Here is a 15,607-nt window from a genome sequence, read left to right on the forward strand (position 1 = left end):
CCGCGCCAGAACCCCGTCCACCTCCGGAGTCAACGCCCCCGCCAGACGTGCGACCGGTGGACGGGACTCGTCGCGCAGGGCACGGACGGCCGCCCGTATCGCATCCCGCCCCGGCCCCTGCGGCACTCCGGCGGCGACGCGCTCGTAGAGGTCGGCGCCCTCCTCGAGGACCAGTGCGACGTCGATGCGGGACGGAACCTTGATCCGTGCGTGCCGCCGCCAGGTGGTGACCGGATCGCTCCAGGCCTCCACCAGATACGTCCAGTTGCCGACTGACAGCGGTGTCACGTCGGCACCCCAGCGGTCCGTGCCGGGCTCCAGCTCCCTCATCGGCGTCCAGGACCCCGGGCGGCCCTCAGGGTCCCTCAGGACCACATTGGCGCCGATCGCGCCGTGCCCCTCTGCGAACACGGTGGCGGTGACCTGGAAGGTCTCCCCCTCCACCGCCTTCGCCGGGCGCCGACCCCCGTCGACGAGGGGCCGGACGTCCACGATCGGGATACGGCCGATCGCGGGCCCGGCGACCCCGGCGACGGGGTTCGTCCCGTCCCCGGGCACGGCCTGCGGTTCCATGGACTTCGCCTCCTCCGCCGTTCTCGAGCCTTGGTGGACGCCGGCTCTCAGGGTCTTCGGTGCACTGCTGCGTACGGCATCCCCTACGCGTTCGCCGACGGCGCGCGGCAGGCGCGGGGCACGGACCGCTCGCGAGGTCCCTCGGCGTTCAGATAGAGCTCGGCGGCATCGGCGGCCTCACGCGCGCACCGCTTCCCCATCAGCACGCACAGGGTGTAGCCCGTGTTCTCGAAATTGCCGCGGACCGCCCGGTTGTCGGGTGACGCGAGCATCAGACGTTCCCACGCCCGGTACTGCTCGAGATGTCTGGCGACCTCGGTTCTGGCTGGCAGCAGCACGGGACCGGTCACCTCCCAACTCTGCGCTGGAGCACGGTTCCGGACGGTTCGCTGGTCGCGGTCCGGACGGTGCGCGAAGGCCGTGCACGGAACGGGGTTGATCCGCTACGGCGATCGAGACCTTCACCCATGGTGCACGGTGCGACACGCAGCGTCCTGTTCGCTTTTCAATCAATGGGGCGGATGGGTTTCGTGTTGCACGAATGGAGTACACCTCCCACTCTGGACTTACTCAGAAGCGATGAACGCTCACGCTTCGTGTTCGGGGCTCGGCCCACAGGGGCGAGGAGAAGCGAGAGCTTCGCCGGTGAGGAGCCAACGACGATGAAGACCGCAGCGCCCTGCTACTACCACCTCGACGTGGAGATCAGCCCGGAGCGGATCGGACAGGTCCAGCGGATTCTGGCCGCCCACCTCCGGTACTGGAACCTCGAGATGCTTGTCGAGCCTGTCTGCCAGTGCACCGAAGCGCTGATGCGCACGATCGACGCACACGCCTCGGACAAGAACACCACCATCGAGATGTGGTGGAACGGCCAGCACCTCATCACCGCGATCCAGGACAGCGAACGGGACATCCGGCCGCACTACGCGCCGAGCGGCTGCCTGGTTCAGATCGCGGCCCTGAGCAACGGCTGGGGCTGCTGCGCCACCGGCACCGGCGGGAAGATCATCTGGTTCTCGCAGCGGGCCCGGTCCGCCGAACGCGCCCCGCTCGTTCCGGTGGCACCCGCGCCGAGCCTGCGCGAGACGCGCCCCCTCCCGCGCGCACTGCCGCTGGCGGCGGTCGCTGCCGCGCCGGAGCAGGAGGGTGCCGAGAAGCCTGCGCCGGCCATGGTCGACGCCTGACGCCCGCGGCGTGTCGGGCGCGGCTCGTGCTCGGGTCCGCCCCCCCATGCCGAGGCGTGCGACGCACGGTCAAGGCGACGGCGCACGGCGAGGGCATACGAGGCGCACAATCGGCGTACGCCGCAGGGCCTCTGTGTACGGGGCAAGGCGAGGACGCATGGGGCAGGGCCGGGACGTGCAAGGGCAGTAATCGGCGTACGACACACGACCAGGGCGTACGGCGGTGCCCGGCGGGCGCCAAAGGCGGCCGCCGCGCGGGCCAGGGGAGGACGACCCGGCCGCGGTCCTCGCGACCGCGGCGCGCCCTCGTCCGGGTGCCGGGACAGCGTTTCGGCCGGCGTTCGGCCGGCGTCTGCGCCGCAGCTGGTCCCGGCGGTGCGGCCGTCCTCGACGCGAGCCTGCCCCGGCCCGCCCGGGCGCGTCCGTCGCACACGCCGCCGGGAATCCGCGAGTCCAGGATCGGTTTCCGCCAACTCCGCTCTTCCGGCCGGTGTGTTGGTCCTGTCAGACTCCGGACGTGCCCGACTTCGACATGCTCGTCATAGGATCCGGACCCGGTGGCCAGAAGGCCGCCATCGCCGGGGCCAAGCTCGGCCGCCGGGTCGCCGTCGTCGACCAGCCCGACATGGTCGGCGGTGTCTCCATCCACACCGGCACGATCCCCTCCAAGACACTGCGTGAGGCCGTCCTCTACCTCACCGGCCTCACCCAGCGGGATCTGTACGGACAGAGCTACCGCCTCAAGGAGGACATCACCGTCGCCGACCTGACCGCGCGCACCCGGCACGTGGTGGGCCGCGAGGTCGATGTCATCCGCAGCCAGCTCTCCCGCAATCATGTGTCCCTCTTCGCCGGTACGGGCCGGTTCGTGGACCCGCACACGGTCGCCGTGCGCGAAGCGACGGGCGACGAACGGCTGTTGAGCGCCGAGCATCTCGTCATAGCCACGGGCACCCGGCCCGCGCGGCCCGCGAGCGTCGAGTTCGACGGTCGGTCGATCATGGACTCGGACAACGTCCTGGACCTGGAGCGGGTGCCGCGTTCGATGGTCATCGTCGGCGCGGGGGTGATCGGCATCGAGTACGCCTCCATGTTCGCCGCTCTCGGCAGCAAGGTCACGGTGGTCGAGAAGCGGACCGGGATGCTCGACTTCTGCGACGTCGAGGTGATCGAGTCGCTCAAGTACCACCTGCGGGACCTGGCCGTCACGTTCCGCTTCGGCGAGACCGTCGCCGCGGTCGAACGGCACTCCAACGGCACCCTCACGATCCTGGAGAGCGGCAAGAAGATCCCGGCGGACGCCGTGATGTACTCGGCCGGGCGGCAGGGCCTGACCGACGGGCTCGGCCTCGACAAAGCGGGGCTGGCCTCGGACGCACGCGGGCGGATCAAGGTCGACGAGCACTACCGCACCGAGGTGCCGCACATCTACGCAGTAGGCGATGTGATCGGCTTCCCGGCGCTGGCCGCCACCTCGATGGAACAGGGCCGTCTGGCGGCGTACCACGCCTGCGGCGAGCCGGTGCACGAGATTGGCGGCCTGCAGCCGATCGGCATCTACACCATCCCGGAGATCAGCTTCATCGGGCGCACGGAGGACCAGCTCACCGAGGACTGCGTGCCGTTCGAGGTCGGAGTCTCCCGCTACCGCGAACTGGCCCGCGGACAGATCATCGGCGACTCGCACGGCATGCTGAAGCTGCTGGTCTCACCGGCGGACCGCACCCTGCTGGGCGTGCACTGCTTCGGCACCGGGGCCACCGAGCTGATCCACATCGGCCAGGCGGTGATGGGCTGCGGCGGCACGGTCGACTACCTCGTCGACGCGGTCTTCAACTATCCGACGCTCGCGGAGTCGTACAAGGTCGCCGCGCTGGACGCGACCAACAAGATCCGGCAGATCGACCGGCTCAAGGGCTGATCGACCGGCTCGACCGACGGCTCCTTCGCGTGGACAGGCCGTACCCGCGTGATCGACACTCGGCGGATGGCGAAGTACTTCGACGTTCACCCGGAAAACCCGCAGCCGCGCACGATCGGCCAGGTCGCCGACAGCATCCGCGACGGTGCCCTCGTCGTCTACCCGACGGACTCCTGCTTCGCACTGGGCAGCCGCCTGGGCAGCCGCGACGGCATGGACCGCATCCGTTCGATCCGCCACCTCGACGACCGACATCACTTCACGCTCGTGTGCCGGGACTTCGCCCAGCTGGGCCAGTTCGTGCACGTCGACAAGGACGTGTTCCGCGCGATCAAGGCCTCGACGCCCGGCAGCTACACGTTCATCCTGCCCGCGACACGCGAGGTCCCGCGCAAGCTGCTCCACCCGAAGAAGAAGACGGTCGGCGTGCGCATCCCCGATCATGTCGTGGCGCAGGCGCTGCTGGACGAACTCGGCGAGCCGATCCTGTCCAGCACGCTGCTCCTGCCGGGCGAGGAGGAGCCGATGACACAGGGCTGGGAGATCAAGGAGCGGCTCGACCACGTCGTGGACGCCGTGGTGGACTCCGGCGACTGCGGCACCGAGCCGACGACGGTGATCGACTTCTCCGGCGGCGAGGCCGAGATCGTACGCAAGGGCGCGGGTGACACCTCACGGTTCGAGTGACTCGCGGCCCACCGTCGCGCCGGGGCCGTTCGCCCGACGCGGGGGCTGCCGATGAGTCACGTTGCCGCCGCGATGCCGAGTGTGGTGGCGGACACGACGGGAGACAGATCGGCTGACACCTGCGGCACCCTGGCCGTTGACCGATGCACTCGGTTGCTGCCCTCGGTTTCGGTGCGCGCAGGGCCCCGAAGCTGTGGGACACGGCCCGGGCTCGTCTGGACCGGCCCCGAAGACGGGTGCAGGCTGTGAAAGGGGACGCAGGCCGCCGGTTCGGCCGATTCTCCGCACGGGAGTGATCACGATGGAAGACAAGCAGTGGACCGTGCAGATCTACATCACGGAGGACGGCGACGACACCCATGCGCGTGCCGTGCTGACCACCCGCGACACGGCGACGGTCACCGGACGGGGCGTGGCCCGGCGCAATCCGGTCGACCGGCCCATCCCGGAGATCGGTGACGAGCTCGCCGCCAGCCGTGCGCTGGAGGACCTCGCCATCCGGCTGCACGACGTCGCCTCCGACGACATCGTGCAGTTGGCCGGTCCCGCCGTACCGTAAAGGCGCGCGCACATCCCGCTCGGTGTCGCACCGCGGCGGCGGGCCGCACCGGCAACGAGAACGCCGAGGGCCGCGGGCGCTGGCGGTTCTCGCGCTCCCGTGGTGTGCTGAGAGTGACGGGAAGGACCCGGGAAGACGCGGAGAAGCGGCTAGCGGCCGTGCACCGCGCAATCGAGATCCGCGAGAAGCGGGTGGGGTCCTTCCCGCCCCGTCATGCCCTGTCTGTGCCGGCCCCGTCCCCGCGCCGGGCGTCGCGCGCTCCCGCAGTCGGCGGACCACCACCCCGCCGACGCCTCCTCCACGGCAGACCCGGGGGAAGCACGGCAGTCCCCCGGGAAGAGTGACAAGCAGCCCCACGACCGTCGTCCCGGTCCGGTCTCGGTCCGGCCGATGAGCAGCCCTCGGCCGGGGCCTTCGGGGCGGGGCGGGCGGCCGCGGCGTCAGGAACGAAAGGACACGGAGCGATGGCGTCTGCCACCACCCTGACCTCGGCCCTCCCGGCCGACCACCGCGAGCGGCTGATGCGGCTCGCCCGCGAGGTCTCCTTCGAGGCGGGAACGCGTCTGTTCGAGGAGGGCCGACACGCTGACCGGTTCTGGATCATCCGGACCGGGACCGTGGCCCTGGACCTGCATGTTCCCGGCCGCCGGGCCGCCGTCATCGATTCGCTGGGACACGGCGAACTGGTCGGCTGGTCCTGGCACTTCACGCCCCATGTGTGGCAGCTGGGTGCCGAGGCCATGAGTCCGGTGCGGGCCCATGAGTTCGACGCGGTGGCCGTACGGGCCATGTGCGCGCAGGATCCCGAATTCGGCCGTGCGATCGCGGTCTGGGTCGGCTATGTGCTCGCCCACCGTCTGCACGCGGCCCGCACCCGGCTTCTCGATCTGTACGCCCCCTACGGCAGCGGGGACCGGGTATGAGCGTGCCCTCCGGGCGACCGGACAACTCCGTCAGCCGATCGTCCTGCGCCACCGAGGGCCGACCCGCTCCCACTCCCGGTCCCATTCCGCCATGCGCTGCCGGTCCAGACCCCCGCGCACCAGCCGTCCGCAGGCCCACGTCCCGCCCGCGGCGCAGACTCCCGCGAGCGCGCCGACCAGCCACGCCTGCCGCTGCGCCTGCGCCTCGGTCACCGGCGCGGTGACCAGCCCGCCCGCCCGGTCCGTCCATACGGTGACCGGCGTCCCCGCCCTCTCGGCGGGCCGGACCCTCACCAGCCCCGTGTGCGTCGAGGCGTCGAGGGCGGTCCAGCGCGCCCTCGCCCACACGGTGCCGCCCCCGTACTCGGACACCGGCTGCGCACTGTGCGCCGCGTTCTCGGTGAGCACGGCCCGCACCGCAAACGAGTCGGCGCCGCGCGCGGCGATTGCGTGCCGCATTGCTCCCGCCGCCCCCTGCCCCGCGAACACACCGGCCAGCACGACGAAGAGCCAGGTGGCGAGCATGATCCAGGCCTCCGCGCGGTCGCTGCGGCGTCGCAGCGGATTGCGCCGCCACCGCCACAGACACGTCTGCGCCGTCGTAGATCGTCTCGCAGTCATCGGTCCTCACCTCGCGTGCGTCATGTGACGCTTCCGGCTCCGTAGAGGCTGACGCCGCCCACGAGTTCATGTCCCGTCACCAGCTCGGGATCGATGCGCACGAACACCTCCTCCGATGAGGGCACCCAGGAGGGTGGTCCGGTGCGGGCCAGCCGGTCGCGTTCGGCGGGGTCGGTCACCACGGCGGCCGGTCCCGTGACGACGACGCTCCAGCCGGAGCGCGCGGCCGCGTCGACCTCGTCCGCCTCGAAGGCGACCACCGACCCCTCGATGGCACGGACCAGCTCCGAGGCCGCCGGGGTGCACAGCAGCACCGACCCGTCGTAGTCCAGGCGGAAGGTGAGCGGCAGGACCGCGGGCAGGGCGTGACGCGTGTGGATGACACGACCGACGGGGACCTTCGTCATCAGGCGCAGGCACTCGTGGCGTTCGAGTTCACGGAAGCCGTCGTTCGGATACATCGGTCAACCCGTCTTTCGCCTGCTGCGGCAGCCGTGCCATGAGCCGCCGCCCTCGGCTCCTGCGGCGGGGCCGGTCACACGGTGATGCGCCGCCCGGTGATGCTGAGGGGATCGATCCGGATCCACAGGTCCCGTTGTCCGCCCGCCCAGGGCTTGCTGTACGCCTGCTCCTCCAGTCGCCGTACGGAGTCGGGATCCGTCACGGCGCTTGCGTGCCCGCACACCAGGACGCTCCAGCCCTGACTGAACGCGGCGTCGATGCGGTCGACCTCGAATGCCACCTGGGAGCCCGTCGCCTGTGAGGGCACCGTGCCCGGCGCGGTGCGGAAGACGATCGCCTCCCCTACGACGCCGTAGTTGAGGGGGACGATCACCGGGCCCGAGTCGGTGGGGAGCGCGAGCCTGCCCACGCCGTGCGTCGAGAGCAGGTCCCGGCACTCCTGGCTGCTCAGTTCGGTGAACTTCGGGTGCCGCCCGGCCTGCCCGAGGCCGGGCGGCAGATCGACGTCACCGCCGGTGAGCTCGAGCACCGTGGTCTCCAGGGCTCCGGCCAGCCGTAGCAGGGTGCTCACGCCCGGCGCGGCGGTGGGCTGCTCCTCCAGGTACTGGAGGTAGCTGGAGGCCATGCCCGCCCGGTGGGCCGCTTCCTCCCGGTTCAGGCCGAGCTCCTCGCGCCGCAGGGCGATCCGGCGCCCGAGATTGCCCGTGGGGTGGCTCTCCACCGTGTCCGACGATCCCTGTGCGGCCATGGCCGTCACTTCCTCTCGTCACGCCGCCCGGACGGCGACGACTTCGTGCTGCTCCCCGCCGAGTACCACTTTGAGCGCGCCGGTGGAGGCCGCGCGGCCGAAGACGTCGTACGCCTCCTCCATCAGATCCAGCGGGAAGGTGTGCGTGATCAGCGACGAGGTGGGTAGCCGGCCTGCGGCCGCCATCCGCAGCAGCGTCGGCGTGGAGAAGGTGTCGACCAGGCCGGTCGTGATGGTCACGTCCTTGATCCACAGGTCTTCCAGGTGCAGTGCCGCGGGCTTGCCGTGGACGCCGATGTTGGCCACGTGCCCGCCGGGCCGCACCATCCGCGTGCACATCTCGAAGCTCTCCGGCACGCCGACCGCCTCGATGACCACGTCGGCGCCCAGCCCGTCGGTGAGATCGGCGACCAGTTGCTCGGGGCCTTCGTCGGCCTGCGCGACGGCGTCGGCCCCGAACCGCTTGGCGGCGTCCAGCCGGGCCGGGGCCAGGTCCACGGCGACGATCCGTTCGGGTGCGTACAGCTGGGCCGTGGCGATCGCGGCGAGCCCGATGGGACCGGTCCCGACGACGGCGACGGTGTCTCCGGGCCGGACGTGCCCCCGCACCACGCCGACCTCGTACGCGGTCGGGAAGATGTCGGCCAGGAGTACCGCGTCCTGGCTGTCCATCGCGCCGGGCAGCGGATGGACGGAGAGGTCGGCGAAGGGCACGCGGACGTACTCGGCCTGCGTTCCGTTGATCAGATGGCCCAGGATCCAGCCCCCACCACCGCGGCACTGTCCGTACATCCCCTCCCGGCAGTAGCGGCACCGTCCGCAGGCGGTGATGCAGGACACCAGGACCCGGTCACCCGGCTGCACGGTGCGTACCTCGTCGGCGATCTCGACCACTTCGCCGACCGCCTCGTGGCCGAGCACAGTTCCGGGAGGCACCTCGGGCACGTCCCCGTTGAGGATGTGCAGGTCCGTCCCGCAGATGGTGACGGCGTCGACCCGCACGATCACGTCTGTGGAGTCCATGATGTCGGGGTCCGGAACGTCCTCCCAGGAGGACTGTCCGGGACCGTGGAAGACGAAGCCCTTCATGACGGTTCCTTCCTCCCTCCCCCCTGTCTTCTGAACGGACCCCGTCTCCACGGACGTGCGGAGGGCAGGTGTCCTGGGCCGCCGGTGCGTCAAAGGCTCATGCGACCGGGAGCGGGCGGGTGCCGGGACGGCCCGTGAATCCAGCTTGGCCGATGCCATCGGCCTTGGCTTGGGCCGGTCGGCCCCATCCCCCGTCGCCCGTTCCCAGCCGTCGAGGGCCTGTCACTGCCGTGCTGCCGTCCGTCCCACGGCGAGCGCGGCGTCTCCCGCGAGAGCCGACCGGCCCACGCCGGTAAGGCGTGTCCCGCAGCAGGATGGAAGAAGGGAAGAAGGCAGGGACACGGTCCGGCCCCCAGGTGGGCACCCGGGGCGCGGATCCGGGCGGGGATCGTCCGACCTGGAAGGCGGTGCGTTCAGTGAAGGAGACCCTGTCGCTGGGGCGGATCGCCGGCATACGCGTCGGCCTGCACTGGAGTGTCCTCGTCATCGTCGTCCTGGTGACCTTCACCCTGGCGGACGGCCGGTTCCCGGCCGCCTACCCGGGCCACGCCGCGTGGGCCTACTGGGCGCTGGCGCTGCTGACCGCCGTGGTGTTCCTGGCCTCGCTGCTGGTGCACGAACTCGCCCACGCGGTGGTCGCGCGCCGCAACGGGGTCCAGGTCGACGGCATCACGCTGTGGATGCTCGGCGGCGCGGCCCGGCTGCACAGCGAGACGCCCACGCCGGCCGCGGAACTGCGCATCGCGGGCGTCGGGCCGCTCACCAGCCTGTTGGCGGGCGGCCTGTTCACCGGTCTGGCCGTTTGGCTGGACGCGCTGCGCGTGTCGGGGCTCGTGGTCGAGGCCATCGCCTGGCTGGCGGCGATCAACATCGTGCTGGCCGTGTTCAACGCACTGCCCGCCGCCCCGCTGGACGGCGGGCGACTGCTGCGGGCGTACCTGTGGCACCGTAGCGGCGACCGCCTGCGTGCGACCCGCGGCGCCTCGGCAGCGGGGCGGGCCCTGGGCTGGCTCATGGTGCTCGCCGGCTTCGCGGCCGTGTTGTTCGCCGGCAACCTGTCGGGGATGTGGTTCGCCCTCATCGGGTGGTTCCTCATCACCGCCGCGACCGCCGAGGCCCGTCAGGCGGAGCTGAGCGGGGTGCTGCACGGCATCCCCGTGAGGCGGGTCATGACCCCCGATCCGGTCACCGTCCCCGCCACGATGACCCTGGAGCGGTTCCTGTCCGAGGCGCCCTTCGACCGCTATCGCCACTCGGCCTTCCCGGTCCTGGCGGCCGACGGAGACATGACAGACGTGATCGGGCTCGTCACCGCAGGCCACATCGCCCGGGTACCGCCCGAGGCGCGCGCTACCACCGCGATCGGTGACGTCATGCATCCGCTGTCCGAGATCGAGACGGTCGCACCCGACGACACCGTGGTGGACCTGCTCCCCCGCCTGGAGGCGGGCAAGGAGCGCCGTGCCCTGGTCCTGGACGACGGACGCCTTGTCGGCATCGTCACGCTCACCGACATCGGCCGCGCCGTGACCTGGCTGACCGGCGCCAAACGGCCGCGAAGCTGAACCCGGCGCCAACCGGCCGCGAGGCTGAAACGGGACGGCCCGGTCCTGCTCCTGCTGTCGCTTCCCGCTGTCGTTCAGCTGTGCGGGACGACGGCGACCGGGGAGCCGACGTGGTGGAGCACCGCGTGCACGACGGGACCGATGTGTGTCCCGAGCCGGGTGTCCCGTCTCCTGCGCCCCACGACGACGAGAGAGGCGCGGGCGGCAGCACGCACGAGTTCCGTGGCGGCCTGTCCCGGGGTGACGGACGCGGACACCGGGACCTCGGGGAACTTCTCGGTCCAGGGACGCAGCGCCGCGCCCAGCAGGCCCTCCCGTTCGGCGAGGAGTTCGGGTCCGAGTACGGGGCCCGAGCGGCCGTCGGCCGCGTGTTTCGGCGCGTCGCCGAGGGCGTGGACCACGCGCAGCGACGCGCCGCGGAGCCGAGCGGCCTCGAAGGCGAACTCGACCAGCTCGGCGTGGGCGTGCCGGGGGTCGAGGCCGAGGACGACATCGCGGTACGGCGTCTCGGGTATCTCGTCGGGCGAGACGCCGTCCAGGGCGGGCAGGTGTTCGTCGGCCAGGGTCTCGCCCGCGCGTACGAGCACCACGGGACGCGCGGCCCTGGCGACGACACGCTGGGAGACCGAGCCGACCACGAATCCGGCGAGGCGCCCGAGGCCACGGGAGCCGAGAACCAGCACCTCCGACACCTCGGCCGCCGCGGGCAGAGCGGTGAGCGGAGCGTCGGGCAGCAGCAGCTCCTCCACCTGAAGCCCCGGATGCGCGGCACGGACGCTCCCGGCCGCGTGCTCCAGGGCCTGCTGCGCCCAGCGGCCGCGCGTCGTGTCCATGGGCGCGGTGGACGCCCCCGACTGCCAGTTCACGGCGTGCACGAGGCGCAGCACGGCACCGCGGCGCAGGGCCTCCCGGGCGGCCCAGTGGGCGGCGGCGAGACTCTCGCCGGAGTCGTCGACTCCCACGGTGACGTACCGGACCATGGTGCGCACCTCCTGCGTCAGGGTCTTCCTGTGGCCGGTGCACGGGGCGACGCTGGAAGCGTCAGGTCCCGCACACCCCGGAGGCTGTGATGAACGCTCCCCCGATGACCAGCATGCTCCTCGCACGGCCCACCAGGCATCGGGAACGGCCGACGCGTACCCCCCGCGAGGCGCCCCTTCCCGGGCACCCGCACCTCTCCGCCGATCGCGCCCCTCAACCGAAGGAACCGTCATGCACGGCACCCCGCACATCGTCAGTGATGTGATGACCCAGACGGTCGCCGCGATCGGACGCCGGGCGACCTTCAAGGAGATCGTGCGGATGATGCAGGACTGGCGGGTGAGCGCCCTGCCCGTCCTGGAGGGCGAGGGCCGCGTCGTCGGCGTCGTGTCGGAGGCCGATCTCCTGCCCAAGGAGGAGTACCGCGACGGCGACCCGGACCTCCCCGACGCGGGGCCCGGGGCGGGTGCGGGTAGCGGTGCGGGTGCTGATCCCTTCTTCGCCCCGACGCGCCGCCGCTCCGACCGCCCCAAGGCCGTCGCGGTCACGGCGGAGGAGCTGATGACCTCCCCGGCTCTCACCACGCACGCCGGCGCGACCCTCGCGCAGGCGGCGCGGACCATGGCGCGGGCCGGGGTCAAGCGACTCCCCGTCGTCGACGATCTGGGCATGCTGCAGGGCATCGTCAGCCGCTCGGACCTGCTGAAGGTGTTCCTGCGGGACGACGAGGACATCGCGCAGGAGGTCCGGAGCGAGGTGGTGCCGTATCTCTTCCCAACGCAGGTGGCCGCCGTGCGGGTTGTCGTCGAGAACGGGGTCGTGACGCTCGGCGGCCGTATCGGTGACACCTCTGTGGTGCCGCTGGCCGCGCGCCTGGTGCGGGCCGTGGAGGGCGTCGTGGACGTGCGGTTCGATCTGACGGGGACGGGGTCCGCGCCGAAGTAGGCACGGGCGCGTGCACCGCGAACGGGAACTGTGCGTGGAGGCCGTCGAAGGGCACTCCCGGGTCGTACGGCAGTGCGAGACGGGCCGGACCGAAGCCCGGCTCGATTGGAGCAACCGCCCGGCCCCGTCTCCGTCGGATGTGCCTCGACTGCGGGCGCGCGTGCCCGCTGCTCGGGGATCGTGCCCGCCGCCCGGGATGTCGCCGCCCTCCCCCGGGCGGGCGTGCGACACCCTGCCACCTGTCCGTTTTGCCCCTACTGTGCTGGGAGATGAGCGGCGGTCAGGACGCGGGAGGTGTGGTGGCGCATACGGGCGGCTCGGGGGCCGGGCCGGGGCGAGGGCGCAGGGCGGACGCCGTGGTACTGGGCAGCCGGCCGTCCACCACCCGTCACCTCCTTCGGCGTGCCCGGACCGCTCCCTCGGGCTCGGTGGCCGAGCGCACCGTCCCCTGGCTGCGTGTCGCCGCCGCCTATGCCTGGCGCCTGCTCCTGGTCGGTGTCGTCGGCTACGGCGTCTTCACCATTCTGGGCCGCTTCCAGCTCATCGCCGTGGCACTGTTCCTGGCACTCGTCATCACCTCGATCCTGCGGCCCCCCACCGATCTGCTGAGCCGATGGCTGCCACGGCCGCTGAGCGTCGCGGTCGCCCTCGTCGGCAGCTTGCTGGTGCTGTTCACCCTGCTTGCCCTCGTGGGTGAGGCGGTGGCGGGCGAGTCCGCGACGCTGGCGAGGGAGTTTCGCGGCGGCATCGGCCGGATCGAACGGTGGCTCGAGCGCCCGCCCTTCCGGATCAGCCCCCGTAGACTCTCCGAACTGCAAGGGCAGATCGTCTCCTACATCTCGTCCCACCGGGCCAGCCTGCTCAGCAGCGCCGTCAGCGGTCTCGGCAGGGTCGTCGAACTGATCACGGGGGCCGCGCTCGCGCTCTTCTCCTCGGTCTTCTTCATCCACTCCGGCGAACGCCTGTGGGGCTGGGCGCGTGACCGGTTGCTGCCCCGGACCGCCCGGCCGATGTGGGACCGGGTGGGGCACGCGGCCTGGCGGACGTTCGCCGGCTACACACGGGGCATCATCATCGTGGCGGCCACCAACGCCGTCCTCGTCGGTATCGTCCTGCTGGTGCTGCGGGTTCCGCTCGCGCTGCCGCTCACCCTGCTGGAGTTCTTCGCCACGTTCGTGCCGCTGATCGGCTCGCCGGTCGCGCTCGGTGTGGCCACGGTGGTCGCCCTCGCCGGGCGCGGCCCCCTCACGGCCGCGGCCGTGCTGCTGCTCATCGTCGTCATCGGCCAGCTCGAGGGGCACGTCCTGCATCCCGTCGTGATGAGCTGGGCGGTCCGCCTCCACCCGCTGGTCGTCGCCGTGTCCGTGATCGCGGGCAGCATCGTGGCGGGCGTGGTCGGCGCGGTCGTGGCCGTCCCGTTGGTCTCCGTCGCCTGGGCGGTGCTGCAGGCGATCCGGCCCGCGCCCCCCTGACGTCCGGCGGCCACGCGAAGGGCACGGCCCACCGCGCTGTGCCACGCTGGCACGCGGGGGCGGTGACGCACCAGCCGGAAGCACGGGAGGCGCTGTGGGCCCCGACCAGCGAGGCACGCCGCAGGACGGCACGGAACGCCCACGGGGGCTGCGGCGCAGGCACTTCCTCGGAGCGTGCGCCGGCCTCGGGCTGGCCTCGGTGACGGCCGCCGCCTGCGACCCTGCTCCTCCCGCGCACCGGCGATCCCAGGCCCGGGCATCCCATCGGGCCGAGACCGAACGGGACCGGCCGGGGACACCCGATTGGCGTATCCGGTCGGAGGGGCCCGCGTCGGCCGCCGCCGGCTACGCGGACCGGGTGAGCGTGACACCGGGGGAGGAGTGCGGCCTGTGCGTCTCGACGACCGCATCGGCCTTCCGCGTCTCGGCCTTCCGCATCGGCTGGTACGGCGGTGCGCAGGCCCGGCTCGTCTGGACCTCCGAACGGATACCGGGTCGCGTCCAGTCGGAACCGCGCCTTCTGTCCGGCACCCGCACGGTGCGCGCGGACTGGCGGCGCACACTCACCTTCACCACGGCCGGCTGGCCGGAGGGCGCTTATCTGCTGCGTCTGGAGGCGGACAACGGGCACCAGCGCTACATCCCGCTCATCGTGCGCTCCACGCAGGGCACCGGCCGTACGGTCCTGATGCACGCCCCGGCCACCTGGCAGGCGTACAACCGGTGGGGCGGCTACAGCCTCTACGAGGGTGCCTCCGGCGCGTACGCCACCCGGTCACTCGCCGTCAGCTTCGACCGGCCCTATGACGCAGAAGGCGCGGAGAAGTTCCTGGTGTACGAGCGGGCCGCGGTGGTCCTCGCCGAACGGCTGGGCATACCCCTCGCGTACACCACCGGAACGGACGTGCACCGCGACCCCGAGGTCCTGCGCGGCGCCACCGCCGTCATCAGCCTGGGCCACGACGAGTACTGGACGCCCGAGCAGCGGCGGCACGTCACCGAGGCCAGGGACGCCGGAGCCAACATCGCCTTTCTCGGTGCCAACACCTGTTTCCGCCGGGTCCGCCTGGAGCAGGGCGAGACGCTGCCCGACCGAACGGTGGTCTGCTACAAGTCGTCCGTGCGGTCCGACCCGTGCTACACGAGCCGCCCCGCCCTGGCGACGACCGACTTCCGCCAGGCTCCGGCAGCCGATCCGGAGTCGTCGCTGACGGGCGTGCTCTACGAGGGCTATCCGACGGACGCGCCCTACGTCGTCCACGCGGCGGACCACTGGCTGTACGAGGGCACGGGTGTGCGGTCCGGCGACGGCTTCGACCATCTGGTCGGCGTCGAGTACGACCGGGTCACACCCGGTGCGCCCGTCCCCGAACCGCTGGAGATTACGGCCCACTCGCCCCTGGTGTGCGGTGGCCGGCGCAGCCACAGCGACTCGGCCTACTACACGGTCCCGAGCGGCGCGGGCGTCTTCGCGACGGGCACCATGCGCTGGGTCGAGGCGCTCATGGCCGGCACCACCGACGGCGGCCGCGACCACGGCATGGACCCCCGCACCCGCGACTTCGTGACCCGCACGACGGAAAACCTCCTGCGCGCCTTCGCCGAGGGTCCCGCCGCCCGCCACCGCCCCGCACCACGGCCGAACACCGGCGACGTGTACAAGGGCGCGACATGACGCGGCGCCGGACCGGGACGCCCGTGCCCAGGGCGGGACCGGGCGATGACGAGCGGCCCTGATCGCGTGTCGGGCCTGGGAGCCGTCCTGGGCCGGACCGCCGGCCACGTCCCGCGTCAACAGGCCCTCGGCGACGACCGGCCGTGTCACGGAGTCGCCTTCGGCGGCTGGGACGGGGCCGTGCCGACGGCGAAGCAGT

Annotated in this window: 16 protein-coding genes; 9 read left to right on the top strand and 7 right to left on the bottom strand. The window is 72.0% G+C overall.

Annotated features, from left to right (window positions below; all coding sequences use genetic code 11):
- Both AAW14_RS25220 and AAW14_RS25225 read right to left on the bottom strand, forming a co-directional pair.
- On the bottom strand, window positions 1-573 hold a 573-nt coding region (locus AAW14_RS25220; RefSeq protein ID WP_265566212.1), incomplete at its 3' end, for a maltotransferase domain-containing protein.
- 83 nt (window positions 574-656) lie between these two features.
- A complete protein-coding gene (locus AAW14_RS25225) occupies window positions 657-911 on the bottom strand; it encodes a DUF5133 domain-containing protein (RefSeq protein ID WP_265566286.1) in 255 nt (84 codons plus the stop codon).
- Between the two features lie 324 nt (window positions 912-1,235).
- Between AAW14_RS25225 and AAW14_RS25230 the strand changes: the two genes are divergently transcribed.
- The 5 genes from AAW14_RS25230 (at window position 1,236) to AAW14_RS25250 (ending at window position 5,850) form a co-directional block, all read left to right on the top strand.
- Window positions 1,236-1,760, top strand: coding sequence for a pep a2 (locus AAW14_RS25230; RefSeq protein ID WP_265566213.1), 525 nt, complete (start codon window positions 1,236-1,238; stop codon window positions 1,758-1,760).
- Between the two features lie 517 nt (window positions 1,761-2,277).
- Window positions 2,278-3,681: a Si-specific NAD(P)(+) transhydrogenase gene (gene sthA / locus AAW14_RS25235; protein WP_265566214.1), complete on the top strand. Its 1,404-nt coding sequence runs from the start codon at window positions 2,278-2,280 to the stop codon at window positions 3,679-3,681.
- A gap of 66 nt (window positions 3,682-3,747) precedes the next feature.
- Window positions 3,748-4,368 carry an L-threonylcarbamoyladenylate synthase gene (locus AAW14_RS25240; protein ID WP_265566215.1) on the top strand — a complete coding sequence of 207 codons (621 nt, stop codon included), beginning with the start codon at window positions 3,748-3,750 and terminating at the stop codon, window positions 4,366-4,368.
- 301 nt (window positions 4,369-4,669) lie between these two features.
- Entirely contained in the window at window positions 4,670-4,927 is a 258-nt protein-coding gene (locus tag AAW14_RS25245) for a DUF1876 domain-containing protein (RefSeq protein WP_265566216.1), read from the top strand.
- A gap of 464 nt (window positions 4,928-5,391) precedes the next feature.
- A complete protein-coding gene (locus AAW14_RS25250; RefSeq protein WP_265566217.1) occupies window positions 5,392-5,850 on the top strand; it encodes a Crp/Fnr family transcriptional regulator in 459 nt (152 codons plus the stop codon).
- Window positions 5,851-5,880: 30 nt separating this feature from the next.
- Here the strand turns inward: AAW14_RS25250 and AAW14_RS25255 are convergent, their stop codons facing one another.
- From AAW14_RS25255 to AAW14_RS25270, 4 genes are all read right to left on the bottom strand, one after another.
- The gene (locus AAW14_RS25255; RefSeq protein ID WP_265566218.1) at window positions 5,881-6,471 is read right to left on the bottom strand and encodes a hypothetical protein; all 591 of its coding nucleotides are present in this window, start codon (window positions 6,469-6,471) and stop codon (window positions 5,881-5,883) included.
- Between the two features lie 20 nt (window positions 6,472-6,491).
- Complete coding sequence (locus AAW14_RS25260) at window positions 6,492-6,932, bottom strand: pyridoxamine 5'-phosphate oxidase family protein (protein ID WP_265566219.1); 441 nt, start codon at window positions 6,930-6,932, stop codon at window positions 6,492-6,494.
- A gap of 74 nt (window positions 6,933-7,006) precedes the next feature.
- Window positions 7,007-7,681, bottom strand: coding sequence for a helix-turn-helix domain-containing protein (locus AAW14_RS25265; protein ID WP_265566220.1), 675 nt, complete (start codon window positions 7,679-7,681; stop codon window positions 7,007-7,009).
- An 18-nt stretch (window positions 7,682-7,699) separates the two neighbouring features.
- Window positions 7,700-8,770, bottom strand: coding sequence for a zinc-dependent alcohol dehydrogenase family protein (locus AAW14_RS25270; RefSeq protein WP_265566221.1), 1,071 nt, complete (start codon window positions 8,768-8,770; stop codon window positions 7,700-7,702).
- Window positions 8,771-9,186: 416 nt separating this feature from the next.
- Between AAW14_RS25270 and AAW14_RS25275 the strand changes: the two genes are divergently transcribed.
- Window positions 9,187-10,335, top strand: coding sequence for a site-2 protease family protein (locus tag AAW14_RS25275; protein ID WP_265566222.1), 1,149 nt, complete (start codon window positions 9,187-9,189; stop codon window positions 10,333-10,335).
- Between the two features lie 74 nt (window positions 10,336-10,409).
- Here AAW14_RS25275 and AAW14_RS25280 read toward each other — a convergent pair whose 3' ends face one another.
- Complete coding sequence (locus tag AAW14_RS25280) at window positions 10,410-11,315, bottom strand: universal stress protein (RefSeq protein ID WP_265566223.1); 906 nt, start codon at window positions 11,313-11,315, stop codon at window positions 10,410-10,412.
- 232 nt (window positions 11,316-11,547) lie between these two features.
- On the opposite strand from AAW14_RS25280, the gene AAW14_RS25285 reads away from it, so the two are divergent.
- From AAW14_RS25285 to AAW14_RS25295, 3 genes are all read left to right on the top strand, one after another.
- Window positions 11,548-12,261 carry a CBS domain-containing protein gene (locus AAW14_RS25285; RefSeq protein WP_265566224.1) on the top strand — a complete coding sequence of 238 codons (714 nt, stop codon included), beginning with the start codon at window positions 11,548-11,550 and terminating at the stop codon, window positions 12,259-12,261.
- Between the two features lie 269 nt (window positions 12,262-12,530).
- Window positions 12,531-13,733 carry an AI-2E family transporter gene (locus AAW14_RS25290; protein WP_265566225.1) on the top strand — a complete coding sequence of 401 codons (1,203 nt, stop codon included), beginning with the start codon at window positions 12,531-12,533 and terminating at the stop codon, window positions 13,731-13,733.
- Window positions 13,734-14,091: 358 nt separating this feature from the next.
- Complete coding sequence (locus AAW14_RS25295) at window positions 14,092-15,408, top strand: N,N-dimethylformamidase beta subunit family domain-containing protein (protein ID WP_416223366.1); 1,317 nt, start codon at window positions 14,092-14,094, stop codon at window positions 15,406-15,408.
- Window positions 15,409-15,607 lie beyond the last annotated feature (199 nt).

This window comes from Streptomyces hygroscopicus (assembly GCF_026168105.1).
GTDB lineage: Bacteria > Actinomycetota > Actinomycetes > Streptomycetales > Streptomycetaceae > Streptomyces > Streptomyces hygroscopicus_D.